Here is a 25,515-nt window from a genome sequence, read left to right as displayed (position 1 = left end):
CAGGCTTCAGGCCAGCCCCTTCAGCCGATAGAGCGCTTCCAGCGCCTCGCGCGGGGTCATCTCGTCCGGCTCGATCCCGGCCAGTTCGTCGCGCAAGCCGTCGGGCTGATCCTCGGTGACGACGGGGGCCGGGCGCCGGAGCGGCGCGGCGAAGAGCGGGAGGTCGTCGACCAGCGAAGCGACCGGCTTCTCACGCTCGGTCTTCTCCAGCTCGCCGAGAATGGCGCGGGCGCGCTCGACCACCGCCGGCGGCAGGCCGGCGAGCTTGGCGACCTGGATGCCGTAGGAGCGATCGGCCGCGCCCGGCACGACCTCATGCAGGAAGACGACCTCGCCCTTCCATTCGGTGACGCGCACGGTCGCGTTGGCGACGCGGTCGAGCCGGTCTCCCAATGCCGTCAGCTCGTGATAATGCGTCGCGAACAGGCTGCGGCAGCGATTGACCTCATGCAGATGCTCGATCGCCGCCCAGGCGATGGAGAGGCCATCGAAGGTCGCGGTTCCCCGCCCGATCTCGTCGAGGATGACGAGCGCGCGCGGGCCGGCCTGATTCAGGATCGCGGCGGTCTCGACCATCTCGACCATGAAGGTCGAACGGCCACGCGCCAGATCGTCGGCGGCGCCGACGCGCGAGAACAGACGGTCGACGATGCCGATATGGGCTTTTGCCGCCGGCACGAAGGAGCCCATCTGCGCGAGAACCGCGATCAGCGCGTTCTGGCGCAGGAAGGTCGACTTACCGGCCATGTTCGGACCGGTGATCAGGCAGATGCGCCCGCCAGTCGCCTCGGTGCCGGGCGGTGACAATTCGGTATCGTTGGCGACGAAGGGCTTTCCATCGCGCTTCAGCGCGGCTTCGACGACCGGATGGCGGCCGCGCTCGATGGAGAAGGCCGCGCCCGCATCGACGATGGGTCGGCTCCAGCCCTCGCGGGCGGCGAGATCGGCCAGCGCCGCGACGACGTCGAGCGCCGCCAGCGCCAGCGCCGCCGCCTTGACCGGCTCGGCCTGGGCCAGCACCGCCTCGGTCAGCCGGGCGAAGATGGCGAGCTCGAGCTTCAGCGCCCGGTCGGCGGCTGAGGCGATCTTGGCCTCGAGCTCGCCGAGCTCGACCGAGGAGAAGCGCATCGCGTCCGACATGGTCTGGCGATGCACGAAGGTCGCGCGCCAGGGGTCCTTCAGGAACTCCTCGCCGATCGCCTGGGGCACCTCGACGAAATAGCCGAGCATGGCGTTGTGCTTGATGCGCAGGGTGCGGCAGCCGGTCTCGGTGGCGTAGCGCGCCTGGAGCTGGGCGATGACCTTGCGCGAATCGACCTGCAGCAGGCGCAATTCGTCCAGCGCCGCATCGTAGCCCTCGCGCACGAAGCGGCCGTCGCGGCGGTTGAGCGGCAGCTCCTCGGCAAGCGCCTCGGTCAGACGCAGGGGCAGGTCGGGGTCGGTCTCGCCGAGCGCCCGGATGGCGCGGGCGAGTTCGTCCGGCAGGTCGCCGCGGCGAAGGAGCAGGGCCGCGATGTCGCGCGCCGCGGTCAGGCCGGCCCCGAGCGCAGCCAGATCGCGCGGGCCGCCACGGTCGAGCGAGAGCCGCGCCAGCGCGCGCGCCACATCCGGCACCTTTTCCAAAGCCCGCCGCAGATCCTCGCGCAACGCGCCATCCGCGACCAGCAGCTCCACGGCGTCATGGCGCGCGGCGATCGCGCCCTGCTCCGTCAGCGGCCCGGCGAGCCATTCGGCCAGCAGGCGGGCGCCACCCGGCGTCACGGTGCGGTCGATCGCGGCGAGCAGGCTGCCCTGGCGCTCGCCGCCCAAAGTGCGGGTCAGCTCCAGATTGGCGCGGGTCGCCGCGTCGATCAGCATCGTCGCGGAACCCGAATCGCGCACCGGGGCGGAGAGCGGCGGGCGGGCACCGAGCTGGGTGCGCTCGACATAGGCCAAGGCCGCACCGGCCGCCGCGATCTCGGCGCGGCTGAAGCTGCCGAAGGCGTCGAGCGTCGCGACGCCGAAGAATTCCTTGAGGCGGCGCTCGGCGGAAGCCGCATCGAGCCCGTCGCGGGCGAGCGGCGTCACCGGCACTGCGATCTCGCGCCAGAACTCCTTCAGCTCGGGATCGTCATGGATCGCATCGGGGCAGACGATCTCGCGCGGCTCCAGACGCGAGAACTCGATGGAAAGCCGTTCCTGCGGCGTCTCCATCACGGTGAAGCGGCCGGTCGAGATGTCGATGGCGGCGACGCCATAGAGGGCGGCGGCCTCGCCGGTCTTGCGGCGCGCCACGGCGACGAACAGGCTGGCACGGCCGGGCTCGAGCAGGCGCTCCTCGGTGATGGTGCCGGGCGTGACGAGGCGCACGACATCGCGCTTCACCACCGATTTGTTGCCGCGCTTCCTGGCCTCGGCCGGATCCTCGGTCTGCTCGCAGACGGCGACGCGATGGCCAGCGGCGATCAGGCGCTGGAGATAGTCGTCGGCGCGGTCCACGGGGACGCCGCACATCGGGATGTCATCGCCCTGGTGCTTGCCGCGCTTGGTCAGGACGATGCCGAGCGTGCGCGAGGCGATTTCCGCGTCCCGGAAGAACAATTCGTAGAAATCGCCCATCCGGTAGAACAGCAGGCAGTCCGGATTCGCGGCCTTGATCTCGACATACTGCGCCATCATCGGCGTGACGCGCTCGGGCGCAGCCTCGGCCGGGGCGGCGGAACGGGTGGCTTCGCGGGGAGGGCTGTGACGCATGGGCCGCGCAAGCTAGCAAAATGCGCGGCCAAGGCCATCCGTTAGGACGGCTTTCAACAATTGAAAGCAGGGTGGCTCCATCGTTTCCGGCGGAAGGCCGCCCGCTTGCTGATCAATCTCGTCCAGAGCCTGTTCTTCCTGCTGTTCGCCGGGCTGGTGCTGACAGTGATCGCTCCCTGGTTCGCCGGGCGGAGCTGGCTGCGCTCCTGCGTCGTCGGCCTGCTCTTCGCGGGCGGCGCGCTCGTCAGCATGGCCAACCCGGTCACGCTCCAGCCAGGGCTGGTGGTCGATTCGCGCAACACCTTCGCCATTCTGGCAGGCCCGATCGGCGGCCCATGGGCCTCGGTGCTGACCGCAGTGCCCCTCGTCATCGCGCGCTACCTGACGGGCGGCGTCGGCGTCACCACCGGCATCAGCGGCATCGTGATGCGCATGCTGATCGGCATCGCCTTCGCGATCTGGCTGGCACGGCGCAGGCGCCCGCTGATGGCGCGCGACCTGATCCTGCTATGTTCGCTCGATGCCGTCTGCCTTCTGGCCTCCGTGCCCCTCATCCCGGGCGAGGCGGGTGAGCGCTTCCTGCGCGAGGCCGTGCCGGCCATGATCCTGGTCAGCACGGTCGGCATCATCCTCACCGGCATCGTCGTCATCCATGACAATGATCGCCGCGAAACCGCCTATCGGCTGCGGACGCTGATCCGGCGCGCCCCCGGCACGCTCTACCAGTGCATCCTGAAGCCGGATGGCAGGCTGTTCTATCAGTTCGCCTCCTTTGCCATCGACAAGGCCCTCGGCATCACGCGGGAGGAGGTCGAACGCGATCCGGAGGTCTGGCTCGGCAAGATGTTCGCCGAGGACCGCGCCCGCTTCGACGGCCAGCGCCGCGAGGACATGACCGATGACGGGGTCTGGCGCTTCGAGGGGCGCTATCACGCCCCCGATGGCGGCACGGTCTGGCTGCGCAGCGAATCAACGCGGCGCAGGCTTCCCGACGGAACCTATGTCTGGGACGGCATCCTGCTCGACGTCACCGCCGAGAAGACGCTGGTGACGCGCCGCGACGAGATCGAAGCGCTGCGCCGGACCGCGCTCGACGAGCTCGCCGGCGACCTCGAACGCACGGTCGGCAGGGCGCTGGGCGATGTCAGCGAGGCGATCCACGACATGCATCAGGCCGCCGGCCAGATGGTCGACAGCGCCAACAAGACCACCCACCGCGCCGACGGCGTGACGCAGGAGGCGGGCACGGCCTCCCTGCGCGTCGGCAGCGTGGCGCGGGCGGCCGAGGAGATCGAGGCCTCGATCCGCGAACTGACCCGCCAGACCGGCCATGCCGACGAGACGGTGCGCGCCGCCGCCAGCTATGTCCGCAGCACGCGCCAGGACGTGGCCGGCCTCGCGGAAGCCGCCGACAAGGTCCGCGCCGTGCTCGACTTCATCGAGGAGATCGCGGCCCGCACCAATCTGCTCGCGCTCAACGCCACGATCGAGGCGGCCCGTGCCGGAGCGGCCGGTCGCGGCTTCGCGGTGGTCGCAAGCGAGGTGAAGACGCTGGCCGAGCAGACGCAGAAGGCGACGCGCGACATCGCCGCGACGCTGGGCGAGATCCGCCACGCCGCCGCCACGACCTTCGAAGCCGTGGCCCATATCCAGGATACGATGACGACGATCGAGGAAACCTCCGGCGCCATCGCCAGCGTGGTCAATCGCCAGGCCGACATCGCGACCGGCATCGCGGCCGACGCCCAGGCCGTCGCCGCGAGCGCGAACACCGTCAGCGCCAATATCGGCGCCGTGGGAACCGAGGCGCGCGTCACGGGCGACGCCGCCATCCGGGTCGCCGCCGCCGCGCGCAAGGTCGACGAGCAGACCGAGGCGCTCGACCGCTATGTCGGCGAATTCGCGCGGCGCGTCCGCAGCAGGCTCTGACCCCTCCGCGATTTTATCCATTCCGGCATGGGTATTGTCGAACGGCGCTGCTTGTGGTGCGGCGGCGCGCTGCCCTATGGTCGCGGCCCCTGAGGAAACGCTCAAGAACAAAGACGCCTTTCATGACCGACCGACCGACGAAGCGCTCACGCCCGACCTTCACCGACCAGGAGGCGCTGCTGTTCCACTCGCAAGGGCGGCCCGGCAAGCTCGAAATCGTTCCCACCAAGCCGATGGCGACGCAGCGCGACCTCTCGCTCGCCTATTCGCCGGGCGTGGCCGTGCCGGTGCTGGCGATCGCGGAAGACCCGTCGCGCGCCTATGACTACACGACCCGCTCGAACCTCGTCGCGGTGATCTCGAACGGCACGGCCATCCTCGGCCTCGGCAATCTCGGGGCGCTCGCCTCGAAGCCGGTGATGGAGGGCAAATCCGTCCTGTTCAAGCGCTTCGCCGATGTCGACTCGATCGATCTCGAGGTCGATACCGAGGATCCGGACAAGTTCATCGACGCGGTGCGCTATCTCGGCCCCTCCTTCGGCGGCATCAATCTCGAGGACATCAAGGCCCCCGAGTGCTTCATCATCGAGCAGCGCCTGCGCGAATTGATGGACATCCCGGTCTTCCATGACGACCAGCACGGCACCGCGATCATCGCCGCTGCCGGCCTGATCAACGCGCTCGACCTGACCGGGCGCGACATCACCTCGGCGAAGCTCGTGATCAACGGCGCGGGCGCTGCCGCCATCGCCTGCATCGAGCTCCTGAAGGCGATGGGCTTCAAGCCCGACAACGTCATCCTCTGCGACACCAAGGGCGTGATCTACCAGGGCCGCACCGAGGGCATGAACCAGTGGAAATCGGCCCATGCCGCCGTCACCGACCGGCGCACGCTGGCGCAGGCGATGGAGGGGGCGGACGCCTTCTTCGGCCTGTCGCAGAAGGGCGCGGTGACGCCGGAGATGGTCGCCTCGATGGCACCGAACCCGATCATCTTCGCCATGGCCAACCCCGATCCGGAAATCACGCCGGAGGAGGTCCATGCCATCCGCGACGACGCGATCATGGCGACGGGCCGCTCGGACTATCCCAATCAGGTCAACAATGTCCTCGGCTTCCCCTTCATCTTCCGGGGCGCGCTCGACGTGCGCGCCACCACCATCAACATGGAGATGAAGATCGCCGCCGCCGAGTCGCTGGCGGCGCTCGCCCGCGAGGACGTGCCCGACGAGGTCGCCGCCGCCTATCAGGGCACCCGTCCGCGCTACGGCAAGGATTACATCATCCCGGTGCCGTTCGACCCGCGGCTGATCCATGTCGTGCCGATGGCGGTCGCGAAGGCCGCGATGGATTCCGGCGTCGCCGGCAAGCCGATCGTCGACACCAAGGCCTACAAGGCCCAGCTCTCGGCCCGTCGCGACCCGATCGCGGGCACGCTGAACGGCATCTTCGAGCGTGTCCGGCGCTATCCGAAACGCGTGGTCTTCGCCGAGGGCGAGGAGGAGCAGGTCATCCGTGCCGCCGCCTCCTTCGTCAATCAGGGGCTCGGCCAGGCCATCCTGGTCGGCCGCGACGAGCGCATCTACGAGACGGCGACCTTCCTCGGCGTCGATCTCGAAGGCAAGGGCATCGAGGTCCAGAATGCGCGGCTCTCGCACCGCAATTCGGCCTATGCGCAATATCTTTACGAGCGTCTGCAGCGCGAAGGCTATCTCTTCCGCGACTGCCAGCGCCTGATCAATCAGGACCGCAACCATTTCGCCGCCGCGATGGTGGCGCTCGGCGATGCCGATGCGATGGTGACGGGCGTGACCCGGAACTATTCGATCGCGCTCGACGAGGTCCGCCGCGTCATCGACGAGAAACCCGGTCATCGGCTGATCGGCGTCTCGGTGGTGATCTCGCGTGAGCGCACCGTGCTCGTCGCCGACACCGCGATCACCGAGATGCCGACGGCGCAGGAGCTGGCCGAGATCGCGATCGAGGCCGCCGGCGTCGGCCGGCGGCTCGGCTACGAGCCTCGGGTCGCGATGCTCGCCTTCTCGACCTTCGGCCATCCGGCCGGCGAACGCTCCGAGAAGGTGCGCGAGGCCGTGAAGATCCTCGACGGCCAGCGCGTCGATTTCGAATATGACGGCGAAATGGCCGCCGATGTCGCGCTCAACCGCGAGATCATGAGCCAGTATCCGTTCTGCCGCCTCTCCGGGCCGGCGAATGTGCTGGTGATGCCGGCCTTCCACTCCGCCTCGATCTCGACCAAGCTGCTGCAGGAGCTCGGCGGGGCGACTGTGATCGGCCCGCTGATCGTCGGCCTCGACAAGCCGGTGCAGATCGTGCCGCTCGGCGCCAAGGATTCCGACATCGTCAACATGGCTGCGCTCGCTGCCTTCAATATCGGCGGCTGAGGCCCAACGCGTGGGGCGGGCCGGCGCCCGCCTCATGCGCTCCATTCGCTTCGACGGCTTGTGCATCGCCGTCGAAGCGCTATGTCTCGGGCCGGGACGCCATCGGCGACCTCGCTTCCGCAACCGCGCCGCCTTCCCCGCCGGCGGCGCGCAACCGACCAAGAGAGCGTATGTCCTTCGGCCCGCATGAGCCAGGAATGCACCTGCGCAGGCGCAGCCGCTGGTGGTGGCTCGGGCCGCTGGCGAGCATCCTGATCTTCGGCGCCTCGCTCGCGGTTCTCTGGCACATCATCGGCCAGATGAATCCGGGCGATCTCGCCGCGGCCTTCTCCAACGCCAGCCCGCGCCAGCTCGGCCTCGCCGCCTGTTTCACGGCGCTGAGCTATCTGCTGCTCACCGGCTACGACGCCCTGGCGCTGCGCCGGCTGGGCTTGTCGATCCCCTACCGAACCACCGCGCTGGCCTCCTTCACCAGCTACTCGGTGTCCTTCACGCTCGGCTTCCCGATCGTGACCGGCGGCACGGTGCGCTACTGGATCTATGCGCCCAAGGGCGTGCGCGCCTCGGAGGTCGCGAGCCTGACCGTGATCGCCGGGCTCACCTTCTGGCTCGGCCTCGGCGCCATCCTCAGCGTCAGCCTGTTCTATTCGGCCGATTCGGTCGCGATGCTGGCGCGGACCTCGCCGCTCGTCGTCCAGGCGGTGGGCGGGCTGATCTCGGCCGGCATCCTCGGCTATCTCGTCTGGGTCGCGACCGATGAGCGGACGCTGCGGGTCAAGGGCTGGAACCTGCACCTGCCCGGCCTCGGCACGACGCTCGGCCAGATGGCGCTCGGTGCCAGCGAGGTCTGCGCCGCCGCCGCCGTGCTCTTCGTGCTGCTGCCGGGCGGCTACAATCTCGACTACCCGACCTTCCTCGCCGCCTATATCTTCGGCTGCCTGATCGGCATCGCCAGCCATTCGCCGGGCGGGCTGGGCGTGTTCGAGGCGACGATGCTCGTCGCGCTCAACCGGTTGCCCTTCGAATATGTGCTGGGCGCGCTCTTGCTGTTCCGGGTGATCTACTACCTGCTGCCCTTCATCCTCGCGCTGGTGCTGCTGGCGCTCAACGAGATGATCCGCCGCATCCGGCGCCGCGAGCGCTGAGATCTATTTCATCGCGATGATGATCAGCATGAAGGCCAGAACGAGCAGGAGCTGCTTGAGGCTCCAGTTGATGCGGCGGAGCTGGTCGGCGCTGTCATCCAGATGGTGGTCCTCCGACTCGGCGTGATCGAGCGGAGCCGCCGGTTCCGATCCGGCCGGATGAGGCGCCTCAGGGGCGACGGCAACGGCCTGGCGCCACTCGATGCTCTCGATGAAGCCACGGGCGGGCGCGCTGCCCTGCCCATCCGCCGCCGGCCCCAGATACCAGTCGACCGGTTGCCCCGCCGGGGTGTCACGGTCCTCCTCGCGAATCCAGAGGCTGGTCGTCGCCTCCAGCGAGAGCTCCTGCGCGAGGCCGCTCAAGATGTCGGCTTTCAGGGCCTCGAAGACGGAAGGCGCGAGAAAGCCCTCGGCGAAAGGCTCGGCCTCGCCGTTCTCGTCGCGATAGCCGAGCAGCAGCAGGAGCCGCGCCGCCTCGCTCGAGGTCGCAAGCGGGCGCAGCGTCAGATGCAGCTGGCCCACCGCTCCATCCAGCCCGGCTCGGCGCAGCGCGCCCCCGACGATCCGCGCCTCCGCCTCGAGCCGCTGCACATCCTCGAGCCGCCCGTCGCGGCTGGCATAGCCGCGGATGACGCGCAGCGCCGCTGCATCGAGCCGGAAACGGCGCGCCGCGCCCTGCTGATACCGATGCGGCAGCCCATCGATCGTCATCCATCCATCGCTGACGGAGACGCTGGGTATTGGCTGTGATTCGTTCATGCTCCCGCCCTGCTTCGCGCGCAGACTAACAGTTCGGCACCGGCGCGTCAGGCACGCTCCTGACAGGAGCGTGTCACTATCGCAGGATAGAAGCCGCGCGATCTCTCAGGAGCGGAACCCATGTCCGACGAACTCGTGCTCTACACTAACCCGATGTCGCGCGGCCGCATCGCGCGCTGGATGATGGAGGAGCTCGGCCAGCCCTACCGTGCCGAGATCGTCGGCTTCGGCGGGCCGATGAAGGGCGCCGCCTACAAGGCAATCAACCCAATGGGCAAGGTGCCGGCCCTGGTGCACGGCGCGACGGTCGTCACCGAATGCGCCGCGATCTGCGCCTATCTCGCCGACGCCTTCCCGCAGGCGGGGCTTGCGCCCGCGCCCGGCGACCATCGGCGCGGACCGTATTACCGCTGGATGTTCTTCGCCGCCGGGCCGGTCGAGGCTGCCGTGACCAACAAGGCCTTCGGGCTGGAAGCTCCGCCCGAACGGGCAAGATCGGTCGGCTATGGCACCTATGCCGATGCGATGGACACGCTCGAATACGCGGTCTCGCAAAGCGAATATATCGCTGGCGACCGCTTCAGCGCGGCGGATGTCTATGTCGGCTCGCAGGTCCTGTGGGGGTTGCAGTTCGGCACGATGGAGAAGCGCCCCGCCTTCGAAGCCTATGGCGCGCGGCTCGCCGCACGGCCGGCGGCCCTGCGGGCCAAGCAGATCGACGACGAGCTGATGGCGCAGATGCAGAAGGCCGGATGACGCCCGGCCTCGCGCCCAGCGCATGGCGCGCCGCCGACATCGCGGGTTGCCGCGTCTTGCCGGCCGATTTACACGGTGAAGGCAAGCTGGGCAGCTTGCCTTTGCGCGCCATTTTGCGCGCCTACCTCGCAGTTTCGCCATGAACGACATGACAGCCATCGTCCGGCCGCGCCACGGCATGGGCTTTTATCCTTTCGTAGGGCTGACCGCCGCGCTGATGGCGACGAACGCGCTCGCGATCGATTCCATGCTGCCGGCCCTGCCGGAGATGGCCGAGGCGCTCGGCATCGCCGCCGCCAATCAGCGGCAATGGATCATCACGGCCTATCTGCTCGGCTTCGGCGTCTCGCAGATCTTCTACGGCACGATCTCCGATCGCTACGGACGGCGGCCGGTGCTGCTGTTCGGGCTCAGCGTCTATGTGCTGGCGAGCATCGGCGCGGCCCTGTCCGGCTCCTTCGAAGCGATGATGATCGCCCGGGTGGTGCAGGGCATCGGGGCGGCCGCGACGCGCGTCCTCACCGTCTCGATCGTGCGCGACTGCTATTCCGGCCGCGACATGGCGCGGGTGATGTCGCTGGCCCTGATCGTCTTCCTCGCCGTGCCGATCCTCGCCCCCTCGATCGGCCAGGCGATCCTGCTGGTAGCGCCCTGGCGCTGGATCTTCGGCATCCTGACGGCGTTCGGCGCCGCGGTGATGATCTGGGTGATGTTCAAGCTGCCCGAGACGCAGCACCCGGAGGACCGCAAGCCGATCGACGTCGCCAATGTCTCGGCCGCCTTCCGCACCACCCTCACGAGCCGCATCGGCGTCGGCTACATGCTGGCCATGGCCTTCGTGCTCGGCGGGCTGTTCGGCTTCATCAACTCGGCGCAGCAGGTCTTCGTCGACGTCTTCAACGTGCCGCACCTCTTCACGATCGTCTTCGCCGGGATCGCGCTGTTCATGGCCGCCGCCTCACTGCTGAACTCGCGCATCGTCGGGCGGCTCGGCATGCGCCGCGTCTCGCATGGCGCGCTGATCGGCTACATCCTCTTCACCGGAACTCATGCGCTGGTCGCGCTCTCGGGCCATGAGACGCTGCTGCTGTTCGCGCTCTTCCAGGGCGGCGCCATGTTCTGCTTCGGCCTGATCGGCCCGAATTTCGGCGCACTCGCCATGGATCCGCTCGGCCATGTCGCCGGCACGGCTTCCTCGGTCCAGGGTTTCGTGACCACGGTGGTCGGCGCGCTGCTCGGCTTCTATATCGGCCAGCATTTCGACGGCACGGTCGTGCCGATCACGCTCGGCTTCTTCCTGTGCGGGCTGGTCGCGCTCGGCATCGTGCTGATCGTCGAGAAGGGCCGGCTCTTCCATCCGGCGCCCGGGCGCTCCTGAGGCGCCTCCCCTTCGTTCCGCCGCCATAGGCGACGGACAGGCCCGGAATCCTAGCAATCGAATCCGTGCGATCGAGATTCGCCGTGGCTTGGGAAACGATGCCGCCGCCGCCCGTCTTCCCGTAGTCGTTGGTCGCTAGATCGCCATGCGCCCTTATCAGGCGCAAACTGGCGATCTATCCTGTTGTTTCAGCGCCGGATGTCTCCGGAAAGCGGATTGCGCTTTCCGGTCCGCCGCTTCAGGCTACCTTCAGATTGACCGCCGAGCTCTTGCCGGTCTTGCGATCGGGCTCGAGATCATAGCTGATCTTCTGCCCCTCGTTCAGACCGCGCAGGCCCGAGCGCTCGACAGCGCTGATATGAACGAAGATGTCGCCGCCGCCCTGATCAGGGGTGATGAAGCCGTAACCCTTCGTCTCGTTGAACCATTTGACGGTTCCCGTGCTCACGTGTGTTCCCTTCCTATACGCGTCAGCCGGATCGACCCGGCGCGACACTGTAGGGGGCATTTCGCCGAGGTTGCAACGACGCGGTGCACAAAACCTTGCCGCGAGAGCGAAAAGCCCCTCGATCTTTAGGCGCAATGCCTCCCGCGCAGGCCCGTTCCCGGAACGGGAGCCCTTGCGGCAACGCGGCCGCTCCCGCATGAACGGCGCGGAGATAATCGAGAGGGAGACATCCGATGAGCAACTATGTGATCGACCCGCCGGCGATCACCGCCGTGCCGGTTGCCGGCGGCGGCTCCTTCCCGGTCCGCCGCGTCTTCTGCGTCGGGCGCAATTATGCCGAGCACACCCGCGAGATGGGCGGCGACCCCGACCGCGAGGAGCCGTTCTTCTTCACCAAGCCCGCCGACGCGCTGCTGATCAACGGCGCCGACATGCCCTATCCGACGAAGACCGGGGATCTCCACCACGAGATGGAGCTCGTCGTCGCGATCGGCACCGGCGGCAGGGACATCCCCGAATCCGAGGCGCTCGCCCATGTCTACGGCTACGCCGCCGGGCTCGACATGACGCGGCGCGACCTGCAGAACGCGGCGAAGAAGACCGGGCGCCCCTGGGACATGAGCAAGGGCTTCGACCTGTCCGGCCCGGTCGGCGAGATCGTGCCGGCAAGCCAGGCCGGCCATCCCAGCGCCGGCAAGATCGCGCTCACCGTCAATGGCGTCGTGCGCCAGAGCTCCGATCTCGCCAAGCAGATCTGGAACGTCGAGGAGACGATCGCCTATCTCTCCGGCCTCGTCGAGCTCAAGCCCGGCGATCTGATCTTCACCGGCACGCCCGAGGGTGTGGCCGCGGTCGCCAAGGGCGACGTGCTCGAAGGCGAGATCGCCGGCGTCGGCACCGTCCGCACCCGCATCGTCTGATCACACGCGCAGGACGAGGAACCATCATGCCGCTGACCTCCGACGCCTCGGGCGTCTTCCCGATCGCGCCGACCCCGTTCAACCCGGATGGCAGCATCGACTGGGCCTCAGCCGACCGGCTGTTCCAGTTCTATCACGACATCGGCTCGGACGGCGTCACCGTGCTCGGCATCATGGGCGAGGCGCCCAAGCTCGAGCCGGAGGAATCGGTCGAGCTGGTCAAGCGTTGCGTCGCCAGGATGGGGGCTAAGCCGATCATCGTCGGCGTCTCGGCACCGGGCTTCGCGGCAATGCGCTCGCTCGCCCGGCAGGTGATGGATCTCGGCGCCGGCGGCGTGATGATCGCCCCGCCGCCTTCTCTGCGCACCGACGACCAGATCACCGGCTATTACGCGCAGGCCGTCGAGGCGATCGGCACCGACATCCCCTTCGTCATCCAGGACTATCCGCTGACGCTCTCGGTGGTGATGACGCCGGCGGTGATCCGCAAGATCGTCATGGACAATCCCTCCTGCGTGATGCTGAAGCACGAGGACTGGCCGGGGCTGGAGAAGATCTCGACGCTGCGCAAATTCCAGAAAGAGGGATCGCTGCGGCCGATCTCGATCGTGACCGGCAATGGCGGGCTCTTCCTCGATTTCGAGATGGAGCGCGGCGCCGATGGCGCCAATACCGGCTATGCCTTCCCGGAATTGCTGATCGACGTGGTCAGGCTGCAGAAGGCCGGCCAGCGCGATGCGGCGCATGACATCTTCGACCTGCACCTGCCGCTGATGCGCTACGAGCAGCAGCAGGGCGTCGGCCTGGCCGTGCGCAAATATGTGATGGCCAAGCGCGGCATCCTGGCCCATGACGCCCAGCGCAAGCCGGGCTCCGCCTTGAGCGCAGCGGCGAAGGCCGAGGTCGACTATCTGCTGGCCCGGATCGCCAAGCACGACCCGCGCGCGAAGATCTGAGACGACAGCGTCATTCTCGGGCGCGCCGCGCCGCGGCGGCCCGAGACTCTCGTCGAGGAGATGCCCGGGTCGAGCCCGGGCATCTCCCCTGAAGCTTGACTCAGTGCCCCTTGTGCTCGCCCTCGCCGCCCTTGGCGGCGATCGAATCCACCTTGAACTCGACATCGACCGTGCCGGCCTTCTCGAAGGTCAGCGAACCCTTCATCATCTCGCCCTGCTTCAGCGGCTGCTTCAGCTCCATGAACATGATGTGGTACCCGCCGGGCTTGAACTCGACCTTGCCGCCGGCCGGCACCTCGATGCCGTTCTCCAGCGGGCGCATGGTCATGATGCCGTCCTTGGTCGCCATCTCGTGCATTTCAGCGCGTGCGGCGAAGGGAACCGCGATCGAGACCAGCCGGTCCGGCGTCGTCCCGGTATTTTCGAGGGTGAGGTAGCCGCCGCCGACCTTGGCGCCAGCCGGCGTGGCACGCGACCAGGGATGGCCGATCTTGAGCGGCCCGACCTTGAAATCATGGGCGGAGGCGAAACCGGCCGAGAGCGCCAGCATGGCGGCGGCGAGGGAAAGCGAGAGCTTCATCGGAATGGTCCTGCGGAACGGCGGCCGGCGCGACAGCGCTTTCGGCGGCACTTCGGCATCAAAGGGAATCACGAAAAGAAAAGACGTGCCGCTCAGATGGCAGGCGGCGCACGCGACGGCGGCAGGCCGGTCGCGGCGACGGAGAGCTGACCCTCATCCCATTGCCGCGAAAGCGCCTGACGGACACCCGGGCGCGCAACGAGAAGCGCCGCGAGCACGGGAGGGGCACCGAGAACGGGATTATGCGGACAGCCCTTGCAATGGGCGAGATCGCCGAGCGGCGTCGCGGGGATCTCCGAACGGCCATCCGGCGCCGGCACGCCCGAGCAGAGCAGAACGCCGCCGGGCAGCCCGAACGCGACGGAAGGCGTCGGCGCCAGAGCGAGCGCCAGCACCGTCAGCGCATAGGCGGCAGCGAACCACGCCCCGAGAACGGAGTGGCGCAGCCGTTGGAAAAGGCGGGCACGGGCCGGCATGCGGCATCCATGGCGCTCGTTCGAGGCGGTGGTCAAGCCCACCTCTTGCCGCAGCGTGCCTGCCCCGGCAGCGTTCGCCCTCTCGTCGCGGAGAAGATTATTCTCCGACGGCTCGTTTCTTTAAAAGAACGGAGCGATTGACAAACAGGACTTCCTGAACCAGATTGGCGGTGCTTCCGGCGTGCCGGGAGCCGCGGAGATTTGAGCAGCAGCTTGCGCCGCGTCACCAAACGCTAAAGCGCCACGACTGGGTCGTGGGCTCCAGATCGAGGAGACTGACATGACCGACGCGAACGACCTCCGAAACCGACCGCGCTTCCGTTCCCCGCTCTGCCGCTGTCGACGCTGAGACCATCGGGCGCCTCAAGCCCCTTCGTTCCATCGTCACCTTCAACGCCGCAACGCGGCCCGAGAGCAGAGCCATGTCCTTTCCATTGCCATCCACCGGCCGGCACAGCCCGGCCCAGCAAGCCTATGTCATCGAGGTCGGCGAGACGCAGGCCGGCCTCGTCAACCGGCGCGCCGATGAGCGCTTCTTCACCTTCATCGCGGCGAGCGCCGCCTTCCGCGCCCTCGACGGCCACCGCTTCGCCACCCCCGGCGCCGCGGAACTGGCCGCGCGCATGCTGGCCGGGCCCCGCCGGGGTACGCCGGCCTTCCGCCTGGCGTCGTAACGGCCATGCGGACTTTCTTCTCCCTGTGGCAGGCGCTCAGTGCCTGGTTCCGCCGGGCGGTTCCGGAAACGGAGCCGGCCGGCAATGAGGATCAGCGTTGCTCGGTGCAGGCCGTGACGCTGGAACAGCTCGGCATCAGCCACTGGTCCTGCCATCCGCATTTCTGAGGACATGATGAACGCCCCCGTCAAACCCGATGCTCTGGGCATCGGCGCACGGCCTTTTGCCGTTCCCGATCCGATCATCCGTTTCGAGCAGGTCGGCAAGACCTATGCCGGCCGCAGCCGGCAGCAGGCCGTGGCCGCATTGTCGGGCATCGACCTCACCGTGCCGGCCGGCGCCATCGTCGGCGTCATCGGCCGCTCCGGCGCCGGCAAATCGACGCTGATCCGGCTCGTCAACGGGCTGGAGCGCGCCACCGCCGGCCGGATCCTGATCGAGGGCGAGGATGTGACCGCGCTGAACGAGGCCGGATGGCGTCGCCGCCGGCGCGAGATCGGCATGATCTTCCAGCATTTCAACCTGCTGTCCTCGCGCACGGTGTTCGACAATGTCGCCCTGCCGCTCGAAATCGCCGGGACGCCCAAGGCGGCCATCGCCAGCAAGGTCGAGAAGCTGCTGGCGCTGGTCGGGCTCGCCGACAAGAGCGGGCGCTACCCGGCCGAGCTCTCCGGCGGGCAGAAGCAGCGCGTCGGCATTGCCCGCGCGCTCGCGACCGACCCGAAGCTGCTGCTCTGCGACGAGGCGACCTCGGCGCTCGATCCCGAGACGACGCAATCGATCCTCGCGCTGCTGCGGCAGGTCAATCGCGAGCTCGGCATCACGATCCTGCTGATCACCCACGAGATCCCAGTGATCAAGGAAATCTGCGACCGCGTCGCGGTTATCGAGGGCGGCCGGATCGTCGAGGAGGGCGAGACCTTCGCCGTCTTCACCAACCCGCAGCATCCGACGACGGCGCGCTTCGTCGAGGCCGTCACCGGCGTCGAGGTTCCCGCCCATCTCGCGGATCGCATCCGGCCGGAGGCCCGTCCCGGCTCCGAGATCGTGCTGCGCATCACCTTCACCGGCGAGAACGCCACCGCCCCCGTCATCAGCCGGCTGAGCTCAGTGGTCGGGGTCGACGTCAACATCCTGGCCGGGCGGATCGACGCCATTGCCGGCAAGCCTTTCGGCAGCCTGCTCGTCTCGGTGCCGTCGCGCATCCCGGAGAGCGAGGCCGTGCTTGGCGCGCTCCGGAATCTCGGTCTCAAGGCGGAGGTGATCGGCCATGTCTCCTGAAATCCTGCGCCTGATCGGGCAGGCGACGCTCGACACGCTGAGCATGGTCGCCGTCGCCGCCGGCATCGGTACACTGCTCGGCCTGCCGCTCGGCGTCTTCCTCGCCACCAGCAAGCGCGGCGAGCTCTTCGCGGCGCCGGCCCTCAACGCCGCGCTCGGCGTGCTGGTCAACGCCACGCGCTCGACGCCCTTCATCATCCTCGTCGTCGCGATCATCCCGTTCACGCGGCTGATCGCCGGCACCTCGATCGGCACCACGGCGGCGATCGTGCCGCTGACGGTCGCATCCGTGCCCTTCATAGCGCGATTGATCGAGGGTGCGGTGCGCGAGGTCGATCAGGGGCTGGTCGAGGCAGCGCGCGCCATGGGGGCGACGCCCCTCCAGATCGTCAGAAAGGTGCTGGCGCCGGAAGCACTGCCCGCCATCGTGCTCGGCCTGACGCTGGCCATCGTCAGCCTGATCGGCTTCTCGGCCATGGTCGGCGCGGTCGGCGGCGGCGGGCTCGGCGATCTCGGCATCCGCTACGGCTATCAGCGCTTCATGCCCGAGGTGATGGCGACCGTCGTCGCCGTACTCATCGTCCTCGTCCAGTTCGTGCAGAGCTTCGGCGACCGCCTGGCGCGCCGCCTCAACAAGCGCCTGCGCCAGGCCTGATCACCGCCAAGCCTGATTCCAGCCATCCCGTCTTCCATCCAAAGGACCATCGACCATGACGATCTCCCTCACCCGCCGCCTCACGCTCGCCGCCGGCCTCGCTTTGGCGCTCGGCCCGGCCGTGCCCGCGCTCGCCCAGCAGAATCAGGTCGTCCGCATCGGCGTCTCGCCCGGCCCCCATGCCGAGATCCTGGAGAAGGTGAAGCCGCTGCTGGCCAAGCAGGGCGTCGAGCTCAAGATCATCGAGTTCTCCGATTACGTCGTGCCGAACCAGGCGCTCGACGCCGGCGAGCTGGAGGCCAATTCCTTCCAGAACCAGCCCTATCTCGACAATCAGGTGAAGGATCGCGGCTTCAAGATCGAGACCGTCGGGCTGACGGTGAACTTCCCGCTCGGCATCTACTCGTCGAAATACAAGAGCTGGAGCGAGGTGCCGGACGGCGCGAGCGTTGCGATCCAGAACGACCCGACCAATGGCGGGCGCTCGCTGCTGCTGCTGCAGGACAAGGGCATCATCAAGCTGAAGGACGGCGTCGGCTTCAAGCCGACCGTCGCCGACATCACCGCCAATCCGAAGAAGCTCAAGATCATCGAGATCGAGGCCGCCCAGACGCCGCGCTCGCTCGATGACGTCGCCGCCGCCGCGATCAACACCAACTACGCCGTCGACGCCAAGATCGACCCGGCCTCCGCCATCCTGCGCGAGGACGCCAAGGGTCCCTATGTCAACGTCATCGCCGTGCGCAGCGCCGACAAGGACAAGCCCTGGGTCAAGACCCTGCTCGGCGCCTACCACACGCCCGAGATCAAGGCTTTCGTCGCCGAGCGCTTCAAGGGCGCCGTCCTCGCCGGCTGGTAACCCTCTCCTCCCACCTGGCTTTTCGATCATCAGCCAGGCACCTGCCCGGATGCTCACGCATCCGGGCTTTTTTGTTTGCGCGTCATGGTCGGGCTTGCCCGGAGCATGACGCGATGGATTCGCTCAGTTTCCGAGCTTGCCGAAAGCGAAGAACTGCGTCTCGCCCGAGGAATCCTCGACGCCGTCATTGTCGGTCACGACGAAGAGGTGGCCGGCCTTGTCCACCGCCATGCCCTCGACCTTGTCGAGACCGTAGCCGCCGGCCTTCATCAGGTCCGGCGTCAGATCGCGCAGCAGGGTCTTGGAGACGGTCGGGATCTCGCTTGCGCCGATCGCGGCGGGCTTGAGCCCCTTCACCGAGAAGGCCTGGATCGTCTTGAAGGCCTTGGCTCCGAAGGCGTTGTCGCGCTCCAGCACGGCGAAACGGTCGTCGCCGAGCGCGACGAGCTCCGAGAGGCCCATCCAGTGCCCCTTCGCCGGCTGGCTCAGCGGATAGTGCAGCACGCCCCATTCCCTGGTGGCGGGCTTGTAGGACAGGATCTTGGTCTTGCCCTTCGGATCGTCCTGCCATTCGCGCTGCACGGCGAGCCAGACGGTCTCATCAGCGCCGGTGCCGGTGACGGTGACGCCCTCGAAGCCGAAGCGCACGGCGTGCTTCGCCAGCGCCTCCGGCAGACGGATCTCCTCCTCGACCTCGCCCTTGGCCGAGACGCGCAGGAGCAGGTCAGGCAGGACGGCATCCTTCTTCTCCGGATTGCCCTCGGACGCCAGCCAGAAGCCGCCACCGCTGCGCGTCGCGATGCCTTCGAGATCGTAGGAGGCGGGCTTGCCGTCCTTCGTCACCGTGATCGCGCCGGTGATGCGGGCGGGCTTCGCCGTCGCGTCGATCTCCAGGATGCGCGAGGGCGTATAGGCGCTGTCGGTGATCGAGAAGAGCTTGCCGGGTTCATCCGCGCGGGCCGCGAGACCGGAGAGCGCGCCCCAGCCGATCGGCAGGCCGTTCTCGTTCTCGGACTGGATGGTCGGATAAGCGGCGGTCTGCTCGGCGCGACGATAGATCATCACGGCCGAACGCGCCCCGCCCTTCTCGCCGACATCGGTTTCCGAGGCCGAGACGAAGAGGTCGCGCTGCGGGATGGCGAGCAGGCCTTCCGGGCCGATGCCGGTCGGCAGCGCCTGGAGGTAGCGCGGCGCCTTGCCCGGGCCTTCGTCCTTGTAGACCAGCACCAGCGAGGCACGCTCCAGCCCGACGAAGATCAGCCGGTCGTTGCCGTAGGTCGCGACCTCGATGCCCTCGGGCTCGCTGCCCTTGGCGGCCGAGCGCCGCTCCGGGTAATGGCCCAGCCGCATGGCGAGGTGGTCGACATCCGAGGCGGAGTCGAACTCGACCGTGCCGTCCTTGCGGAAGATCGTGAAGCCGCGCGAGCCGCCCTTCCAGTCGCCTTCATTGGCGGTGACGAAGCGATCATTGTCGAGCCAGCGCACGGCGTCCGGCTCGCGCGGCACACCCTTCAGCTCCTCGGTCGGGCTGATCTTGCCGTCGCGGGTCTTGTCGATGTTCTTGAGATCGACCGTTCCGGCCGAGAAATGCGTCACCACCTTGCCGGTCTTGCTGTCGACGATGACGAGGTGATTGTTCTCCTGCAGCGTCACCACGACGAGGCCGTCCTGGTTGGCATCGACGAATTCCGGCTCCGGATCGGTCGGCTCGACCGTGGCGAGGCCGGTCACATCGACGATTTGGCGCGAGGCGCAGTCGATGGCGCCGTCCTTGATGCCGATCAGCGTCAGGTTGCCGGCCGGAAGCTGCGGCAGGGCGCCCTTGTTGAGCTTCTCGTCGCGCTCGTTCTCGATGGCGATGACGATCTTGCCCTTGTCCTTGGTCAGCGTGACCGAATCCGGCTGGCCGCCGAGGTCGCATGTCGCCACGACCTGCTTCGTCTTGAGATCGACCGTGGCGAGATGGCCGGCCGGCTCCTTGAAATTGTCGCCGGAGGTGACGACGGCAACGAAGGCCTTGTCGCCGAGGACGGTCACAGAGGTCGATTCACCTTCCAGCGACACGAAGCCGGCGGGCTTGGGATTGGCCGGGTCGGCGATGTCGATGAGGCCGAGCGCCTTCTGCTCCGCGTCGGTGTAAGCGAGCAGCATGCCGTCCTCGCTGACGGCGATGATCTCGGAGACGGTCTTCTTGCTGCGATCACGGTCGGCCGGAAGGTTGTCCGGCACCGAGAAGGTCGCGATGCGGTTGAACAGCGGCTCCGCGCCGGCGGTACCGGCGAGGAGCAACGAAGCGAGAGCCGCGAGGGCGAGGGGCTGGCGCATGGGTCGGATCCGCTGGCTGAAGGGGAAACCCGTCGGCTAGTGGGCCTGTGCGACAGCCGCGTGACGGATCCTCAGGCCGGGATCATCGGAGCCGGAACCTCAACCGAACGCTTCAGGCCGATGACCTCCAGCTCCGTCACGACCGCGACGGCGAGCGCCTGCCCCAGGACGAAGGCGATGCCGAGCGAGGAGGGGGCGAACCAGCCCGCCAGCAGGATCAGGACACTGTCGGCGATCCAGATCAGATTGACCGCAACGACGAGATGGATCGCCCAGCGCGGCAGCGTCTCGCGGCTGGCGAACCAGGCGAGCAAGGCCGCGCAAGGCAGCAGGACAAGCCCCGCCCCACGCAGGAAGCCCGTGGGCAAGCCGAGCGGGCCGGCAAGCGCGCCGGCGGCGCCGGCGAGCACGAGGCCCATGCCGGCACAGGCGGCGGCATCGAGGGCCAGGGCGTTGCGCAGGAAGCGCAAGGAGCGGATCGTCGACATGGCAGTCTCCTTCTCGTCTGGGCCGAATGCCCGTTGCGATGAGGAAATGCTGGCGCCTTCACGGCAGCCCGTCGATTAAGCGGGAGGTAATTGGAACCGGCCGGCCGCCCGGCTAGCTTGTCGGCATGACGACACATCACGCTCCGCCCATCGGCTCGCTGCTGCGCGACTGGCGCCAGCTTCGCCGCTTCTGCCAGCTCGATCTCGCGCTGGAAGCCGAGATCTCCCAGAAGCATCTGAGCTTCATCGAAAGCGGCCGCGCCCGGCCAAGCCGCGAGATGGTGCTGCTGCTGGCTGAACACCTCACTGTCCCGCTGCGCGAGCGCAACGCCCTGCTGCTGGCGGCCGGCTATGCCCCGGTCTACCGCGAGCGGTCGCTGGAGGATCCTTCCTTGCAGGCCGCCCGCACGGCGATCGACCTCATTCTGAAAGGCCACGAGCCCTATCCGGCGCTCGCGGTCGACCGGCACTGGAACCTGCTGGCGGCCAACGGCGCCGTGGCCGGCTTCCTCGGCCTTGTCGCGGAGGCGGAATTGCTGGAGCCCCCGGTCAATGTCCTCAGGCTTTCGCTGCATCCGGGCGGGCTCGCGGCCTTCATCGTCAACTTCGCGGAATGGAAGGGGCATCTGCTCGCAAGGCTGCGCCAGCAGGTCCGGGCTACGGCGGATACGCAACTCGGCGCCTTGCTCACCGAGCTCTCGGCCTATCCCGATCCGAAAGGCTCTGCGCCGCCCCAGCACGATGCGGGCACCGAGCCCGCCATCGCCGTGCCGCTCAAGCTCAGGCTCGGCGACGCCACGCTGTCGCTGATCTCGACGACGACGGTGTTCGGCACGCCGGTCGACGTGACCCTGTCGGAGCTCGCCCTGGAAACCTTCTTCCCGGCCGACCCGGCGACAGCCGAGGCCTTGCGCGTGCTGGCGGCGACGGGCGCGGGACGCGCTTGAGAACCGGGCCGGAACCTTTCGCGGCAAGCCCGGTTGCCTATGCGAAGGCCGCGCGAGCGGCATCGACATCGAAAGGATCCCACGCCATGGGCAGCACGACCGACAAGATCAAGGGCCTGGCCAATGAGGCCGCCGGCAACATCAAGCAGGCCGCCGGCAAGGCGGTGAACAAGCCGGAATGGGAAGCCGAGGGCAAGGCGCAGGAGCTCAAGGGCGAGGCCCAGCAGGCGATCGGCAAGGGCAAGGACGCGATCAAGAAGGTCGTCGACAAGGCTTGAGGCGCAAGCCCGCAGAAACGGAAAGGGCCGCCCCGAGGGCGGCCCTTTTTTCATGCCTCGCTTCGGCGTGGCTCAGGCCGTGCCGCCGAGCCCGCCGAGGAAATCCTTGACCCGGCCGAAGAAGCCCGCGGTCTCCGGATGGTTGTTGTGCGAGCTCTCGCGCTCGAACTCCTCGAGCAGTTCGCGCTGGCGCGCCGTCAGCTTCTGTGGGGTCTCGATCACGACCTGGATATAGAGGTCGCCGACCTCGCGCGAGCGCAGCACGCTCATGCCCTTGCCCTTGAGGCGGAACTGCTTGCCGGTCTGCGTGCCCTCCGGGACCTTCACCCGGGCCTGTTCGCCCGACAGCGTCGGCACCTCGATCTCGCCGCCGAGCGCGGCCGAGACCAGGCCGATCGGCACGCGGCAGAACAGATCAGCACCGTCGCGCTGGAAGATCGCGTGCGGCTTGATCGACAGGAAGATGTAGAGATCGCCCGCCGGGCCGCCGCGCAGGCCGGCCTCGCCCTCGCCGGCCAAGCGGATGCGCGTACCGTCTTCGACGCCGGCGGGGATGTTGACCGAAAGCGTGCGCTCGCGGGTGACCCGGCCCGAGCCCTGGCAATTCTTGCAAGGGTCGTCGATGACCTCGCCACGGCCATTGCAGGTCGGGCATGTCCGCTCGACCGAGAAGAAGCCCTGATTGGCGCGCACGCGGCCATGGCCGCCGCAGGTCGGGCACTGGCGCGATTTCGAGCCGGGCTTGGCGCCGCTGCCGGTGCAGGCCTCGCAGGAAACCGAGGTCGGCACGCGGATCGAGGCGTTCTTGCCGGTAAAGGCGTCCTCCAGCCCGATCTCGAGGTTGTAACGCAGATCGGCGCCACGCTCGCGGGCATTGGCTCCCCGCGGCCCACCGCGACGGGCGTCGCCGAAGAAGGAATCGAAGATATCCGACATGAAGTCGGAAAAATCGGCCCCGCCGGCGGCTCCGCCGCCATTCTCGAAAGCCTGATGGCCGAAGCGGTCATAGGCGGCGCGCTTCTGGCCGTCGGAGAGGACCTGATAGGCCTCGTTGATTTCCTTGAACTTGACCTCGGCTTCGTGGTCGCCGGGATTCTTGTCCGGATGATGCTGCATCGCGAGCTTGCGGAAGGAGCCCTTGAGCTCGACATCCGTCACGGTCCGGCTGACGCCGAGGATCTCGTAGTAATCGCGCTTCGACATCGAAACGTTCTGTCCCTGTGGTCCCGACGCAAGACGGCCGGACTCGAAAGCCCGGCCATCCGCGCGTCAAGCGTCGTCAGTTGGCCTCAACGCCATTCCCGAACGTGGTGGCCGGGTCAAGCCCGGCCATGACGTCGTCATCCCGAGCGCGCGGTTACGCGCTCTTCTTCTTGTCGTCCGAGACATCCTTGAAGTCGGCGTCGATGACGTCGTCCTTCTTGGCTTCCTCGTGATGCTCGCCCTCGGCGGCAGCGCCTTCGGCCTGGCTGGCCGCATACATCGCCTCGCCGAGCTTCATCGAAGCCTGCATCACCTCGTTGGTGCGGGCCTTGATCGCCTCGGCGTCCTCGCCCGTGAGCGCGGTCTTGAGCGCCTCGACCGCCGTCTCGATCGCCGACTTGTCGGCTTCCGAAACCTTGTCGCCGAAGTCCTTCAGCGACTTCTCGGTCGAATGCACCAGGCTCTCGCCCTGGTTCTTGGCCTCGACCAGCTCGCGGCGCTTCTTGTCCTCGGCGGCATTGGCCTCGGCATCCTTCACCATCTTCTGGATATCGGCCTCGGAGAGACCGCCCGAAGCCTGGATCTTGATCTGCTGCTCCTTGTTGGTGGCCTTGTCCTTCGCCGTCACGGACACGATGCCGTTGGCGTCGATGTCAAAGGTCACCTCGATCTGCGGCATGCCGCGCGGGGCCGGCGGAATGCCCATCAGGTCGAACTGGCCAAGCAGCTTGTTGTCGGCCGCCATCTCGCGCTCGCCCTGGAAGACCCGGATCGTCACCGCGTTCTGGTTGTCCTCGGCGGTGGAGAAGACCTGGCTCTTCTTGGTCGGGATCGTGGTGTTGCGGTCAATAAGACGCGTAAAGACTCCACCCAGCGTCTCGATGCCGAGCGAGAGCGGGGTCACGTCGAGCAGCAGCACGTCCTTGACGTCACCCTGGAGCACGCCGGCCTGGATCGCGGCGCCGATGGCGACGACCTCGTCAGGGTTCACACCCTTGTGCGGCTCCTTGCCGAAGAACTGCTTCACGACCTCCTGCACCTTCGGCATGCGGGTCATGCCGCCGACGAGGACGACCTCGTCGATCTGGCCCGCCGAGAGGCCGGCATCCTTGAGCGCCTTCTTGCAGGGCTCGATGGTGCGCTGGATCAGGTCGTCGACCAGGCTCTCGAACTTGGCGCGCGAAAGCTTGATGGCGAGGTGCTTGGGACCGGAGGCATCCGCCGTGATGTAGGGCAGGTTGATTTCGGTCTGCGCGGCGCTCGACAGCTCGATCTTGGCCTTCTCGGCCGCTTCCTTCAGGCGCTGGAGGGCGAGCTTGTCCTTCTTCAGGTCGATGCCCTGCTCGCGCTTGAACTCGTCCGCGAGATACTCGACGAGGCGCATGTCGAAATCCTCGCCGCCGAGGAAGGTGTCGCCGTTGGTCGACTTCACCTCGAAGACGCCGTCGCCGATCTCGAGGATCGAGACGTCGAAGGTGCCGCCGCCGAGGTCATAGACCGCGATGGTGCCGGACGACTTCTTCTCGAGACCATAGGCCAGCGCGGCCGCAGTCGGCTCGTTGATGATGCGCAGGACCTCAAGGCCGGCGATCTTGCCGGCATCCTTGGTCGCCTGGCGCTGGGCGTCGTTGAAATAGGCGGGAACCGTGATGACGGCCTGGGTGACGGGCTGGCCGAGATAGGCCTCCGCCGTTTCCTTCATCTTGGTCAGCGTGAAGGCCGAGATCTGCGACGGCGAATATTCCTTGCCGTCGGCCGAGACCCAGGCGTCGCCGTTCGGGGCCTTGACGATCTTGTAGGGGACCAGCTTGAGATCCTTCTGCGTCATCGGATCGTCGTAGGTCCGACCGATGAGGCGCTTGATCGCAAAGAAGGTGCGCTCCGGATTGGTGACGGCCTGCCGCTTCGCGGGCTGGCCGACAAGGCGTTCGCCGTCATCCGTGATGGCGACGATGGAGGGCGTGGTGCGCGCGCCTTCCGAATTCTCGATGACCTTCGGTGTAGAGCCTTCCATCACTGCGACGCAGCTATTGGTCGTGCCAAGGTCGATACCGATGACTTTACCCATGGATGGGATCCCTTTCGACTGAGCAGATCGCCGACCTGCGACGCGTTCACGCCGCCTGCCGGCCCATGGACCGGCTCGCACCCGCTTCAGCGGCGAACGACCCGGCATTCCACGTTTGACGGTGGTGAAACCGCCCCTTGGGCGCGTATATAGTGAGGGTGTTCCCGCCCTTGCAAGACAGGCGAGCCGATTAAGAATCGGGGATTACACATTCCCGAGTATGCGGCGGGACTTGCCCTAACGTTATCTTTG

The 25,515-nt window shown here is 67.6% G+C and carries 24 protein-coding genes; 15 read left to right on the top strand and 9 right to left on the bottom strand.

From position 1 onward, the window contains the following. Nucleotides 1–6: 6 nt before the first annotated feature. Nucleotides 7–2,733 (bottom strand): DNA mismatch repair protein MutS, encoded by a 2,727-nt coding sequence (mutS, locus tag GGC47_RS12005; RefSeq protein WP_429068164.1) that lies wholly within the window; start codon nucleotides 2,731–2,733, stop codon nucleotides 7–9. Nucleotides 2,734–2,838: 105 nt separating this feature from the next. Between mutS and GGC47_RS12000 the strand changes: the two genes are divergently transcribed. The 3 genes from GGC47_RS12000 to GGC47_RS11990 all read left to right on the top strand — a co-directional run bounded on the left by GGC47_RS12000 (nucleotide 2,839) and on the right by GGC47_RS11990 (nucleotide 8,212). Continuing rightward, complete coding sequence (locus GGC47_RS12000) at nucleotides 2,839–4,662, top strand: methyl-accepting chemotaxis protein (protein ID WP_162719999.1); 1,824 nt, start codon at nucleotides 2,839–2,841, stop codon at nucleotides 4,660–4,662. A 122-nt stretch (nucleotides 4,663–4,784) separates the two neighbouring features. Further along, nucleotides 4,785–7,067, top strand: a complete 2,283-nt coding sequence (locus GGC47_RS11995; RefSeq protein WP_038364922.1) for an NADP-dependent malic enzyme — start codon at nucleotides 4,785–4,787, stop codon at nucleotides 7,065–7,067. 197 nt (nucleotides 7,068–7,264) lie between these two features. Continuing rightward, a complete protein-coding gene (locus GGC47_RS11990) occupies nucleotides 7,265–8,212 on the top strand; it encodes a lysylphosphatidylglycerol synthase domain-containing protein (protein ID WP_162737798.1) in 948 nt (315 codons plus the stop codon). A 3-nt stretch (nucleotides 8,213–8,215) separates the two neighbouring features. Here GGC47_RS11990 and GGC47_RS11985 read toward each other — a convergent pair whose 3' ends face one another. Beyond that, the gene (locus GGC47_RS11985; protein ID WP_370954989.1) at nucleotides 8,216–8,923 is read right to left on the bottom strand and encodes a hypothetical protein; all 708 of its coding nucleotides are present in this window, start codon (nucleotides 8,921–8,923) and stop codon (nucleotides 8,216–8,218) included. Nucleotides 8,924–9,091: 168 nt separating this feature from the next. On the opposite strand from GGC47_RS11985, the gene GGC47_RS11980 reads away from it, so the two are divergent. The 3 genes from GGC47_RS11980 to GGC47_RS11970 are packed head-to-tail and all read left to right on the top strand — an operon-like array spanning nucleotide 9,092 to nucleotide 11,105. Next, nucleotides 9,092–9,727: a glutathione S-transferase family protein gene (locus tag GGC47_RS11980; protein ID WP_038364925.1), complete on the top strand. Its 636-nt coding sequence runs from the start codon at nucleotides 9,092–9,094 to the stop codon at nucleotides 9,725–9,727. Beyond that, nucleotides 9,724–9,870 (top strand): hypothetical protein, encoded by a 147-nt coding sequence (locus GGC47_RS11975; RefSeq protein WP_156115992.1) that lies wholly within the window; start codon nucleotides 9,724–9,726, stop codon nucleotides 9,868–9,870. Before GGC47_RS11980 ends, GGC47_RS11975 begins: the two co-directional genes overlap by 4 nt. Further along, entirely contained in the window at nucleotides 9,867–11,105 is a 1,239-nt protein-coding gene (locus GGC47_RS11970; RefSeq protein WP_248311207.1) for a multidrug effflux MFS transporter, read from the top strand. Before GGC47_RS11975 ends, GGC47_RS11970 begins: the two co-directional genes overlap by 4 nt. Before the next feature lie 238 nt (nucleotides 11,106–11,343). Here the strand turns inward: GGC47_RS11970 and GGC47_RS11965 are convergent, their stop codons facing one another. Then, nucleotides 11,344–11,553 carry a cold-shock protein gene (locus tag GGC47_RS11965; RefSeq protein ID WP_038364926.1) on the bottom strand — a complete coding sequence of 70 codons (210 nt, stop codon included), beginning with the start codon at nucleotides 11,551–11,553 and terminating at the stop codon, nucleotides 11,344–11,346. Nucleotides 11,554–11,786: 233 nt separating this feature from the next. Here GGC47_RS11965 and GGC47_RS11960 point away from each other — a divergent pair, with 233 nt between their 5' ends. Further along, nucleotides 11,787–12,473, top strand: a complete 687-nt coding sequence (locus GGC47_RS11960; protein WP_142022428.1) for a fumarylacetoacetate hydrolase family protein — start codon at nucleotides 11,787–11,789, stop codon at nucleotides 12,471–12,473. 26 nt (nucleotides 12,474–12,499) lie between these two features. Beyond that, the gene (locus GGC47_RS11955) at nucleotides 12,500–13,429 is read left to right on the top strand and encodes a dihydrodipicolinate synthase family protein (RefSeq protein WP_112762447.1); all 930 of its coding nucleotides are present in this window, start codon (nucleotides 12,500–12,502) and stop codon (nucleotides 13,427–13,429) included. 100 nt (nucleotides 13,430–13,529) lie between these two features. On the opposite strand, the gene GGC47_RS11950 is transcribed toward GGC47_RS11955, so the two are convergent. Then, a complete protein-coding gene (locus GGC47_RS11950; RefSeq protein ID WP_081925515.1) occupies nucleotides 13,530–14,009 on the bottom strand; it encodes a copper chaperone PCu(A)C in 480 nt (159 codons plus the stop codon). A 92-nt stretch (nucleotides 14,010–14,101) separates the two neighbouring features. Next, a complete protein-coding gene (locus tag GGC47_RS11945) occupies nucleotides 14,102–14,485 on the bottom strand; it encodes a hypothetical protein (RefSeq protein WP_142022429.1) in 384 nt (127 codons plus the stop codon). Nucleotides 14,486–14,907: 422 nt separating this feature from the next. On the opposite strand from GGC47_RS11945, the gene GGC47_RS11940 reads away from it, so the two are divergent. The 5 genes from GGC47_RS11940 to GGC47_RS11920 are packed head-to-tail and all read left to right on the top strand — an operon-like array spanning nucleotide 14,908 to nucleotide 17,954. After that, entirely contained in the window at nucleotides 14,908–15,159 is a 252-nt protein-coding gene (locus GGC47_RS11940; RefSeq protein ID WP_142022430.1) for a hypothetical protein, read from the top strand. 5 nt (nucleotides 15,160–15,164) lie between these two features. Next, on the top strand, nucleotides 15,165–15,326 hold the full coding sequence (locus tag GGC47_RS11935) for a hypothetical protein (RefSeq protein WP_185747984.1): 162 nt from the start codon (nucleotides 15,165–15,167) through the stop codon (nucleotides 15,324–15,326). A 7-nt stretch (nucleotides 15,327–15,333) separates the two neighbouring features. Then, nucleotides 15,334–16,440, top strand: coding sequence for a methionine ABC transporter ATP-binding protein (locus GGC47_RS11930; protein ID WP_142022490.1), 1,107 nt, complete (start codon nucleotides 15,334–15,336; stop codon nucleotides 16,438–16,440). Beyond that, nucleotides 16,430–17,095, top strand: coding sequence for a methionine ABC transporter permease (locus GGC47_RS11925; protein ID WP_142022431.1), 666 nt, complete (start codon nucleotides 16,430–16,432; stop codon nucleotides 17,093–17,095). The genes GGC47_RS11930 and GGC47_RS11925 overlap by 11 nt, the downstream gene beginning before the upstream one ends. 55 nt (nucleotides 17,096–17,150) lie before the next feature. Further along, a complete protein-coding gene (locus GGC47_RS11920; RefSeq protein WP_038364941.1) occupies nucleotides 17,151–17,954 on the top strand; it encodes a MetQ/NlpA family ABC transporter substrate-binding protein in 804 nt (267 codons plus the stop codon). A 123-nt stretch (nucleotides 17,955–18,077) separates the two neighbouring features. Here GGC47_RS11920 and GGC47_RS11915 read toward each other — a convergent pair whose 3' ends face one another. Then, nucleotides 18,078–20,279, bottom strand: coding sequence for an esterase-like activity of phytase family protein (locus tag GGC47_RS11915; protein ID WP_142022432.1), 2,202 nt, complete (start codon nucleotides 20,277–20,279; stop codon nucleotides 18,078–18,080). Between the two features lie 71 nt (nucleotides 20,280–20,350). After that, entirely contained in the window at nucleotides 20,351–20,767 is a 417-nt protein-coding gene (locus GGC47_RS11910; protein ID WP_142022433.1) for a hypothetical protein, read from the bottom strand. 125 nt (nucleotides 20,768–20,892) lie between these two features. Between GGC47_RS11910 and GGC47_RS11905 the strand changes: the two genes are divergently transcribed. Both GGC47_RS11905 and GGC47_RS11900 read left to right on the top strand, forming a co-directional pair. Continuing rightward, nucleotides 20,893–21,714, top strand: coding sequence for a helix-turn-helix domain-containing protein (locus GGC47_RS11905; RefSeq protein ID WP_429068153.1), 822 nt, complete (start codon nucleotides 20,893–20,895; stop codon nucleotides 21,712–21,714). 86 nt (nucleotides 21,715–21,800) lie between these two features. Next, nucleotides 21,801–21,992, top strand: a complete 192-nt coding sequence (locus tag GGC47_RS11900; RefSeq protein ID WP_038364949.1) for a CsbD family protein — start codon at nucleotides 21,801–21,803, stop codon at nucleotides 21,990–21,992. 72 nt (nucleotides 21,993–22,064) lie between these two features. Here the strand turns inward: GGC47_RS11900 and dnaJ are convergent, their stop codons facing one another. Both dnaJ and dnaK read right to left on the bottom strand, forming a co-directional pair. Further along, on the bottom strand, nucleotides 22,065–23,195 hold the full coding sequence (dnaJ, locus tag GGC47_RS11895) for a molecular chaperone DnaJ (RefSeq protein ID WP_142022434.1): 1,131 nt from the start codon (nucleotides 23,193–23,195) through the stop codon (nucleotides 22,065–22,067). A gap of 154 nt (nucleotides 23,196–23,349) precedes the next feature. Next, the gene (gene dnaK / locus GGC47_RS11890; protein ID WP_038364955.1) at nucleotides 23,350–25,263 is read right to left on the bottom strand and encodes a molecular chaperone DnaK; all 1,914 of its coding nucleotides are present in this window, start codon (nucleotides 25,261–25,263) and stop codon (nucleotides 23,350–23,352) included. Nucleotides 25,264–25,515 lie beyond the last annotated feature (252 nt).

Source organism: Allobosea sp. OAE752, assembly GCF_050433265.1.
Taxonomy (GTDB): Bacteria; Pseudomonadota; Alphaproteobacteria; order Rhizobiales; family Beijerinckiaceae; genus Allobosea; species Allobosea spartocytisi.
This window is presented reverse-complemented; position numbering and strand designations above follow the sequence as displayed.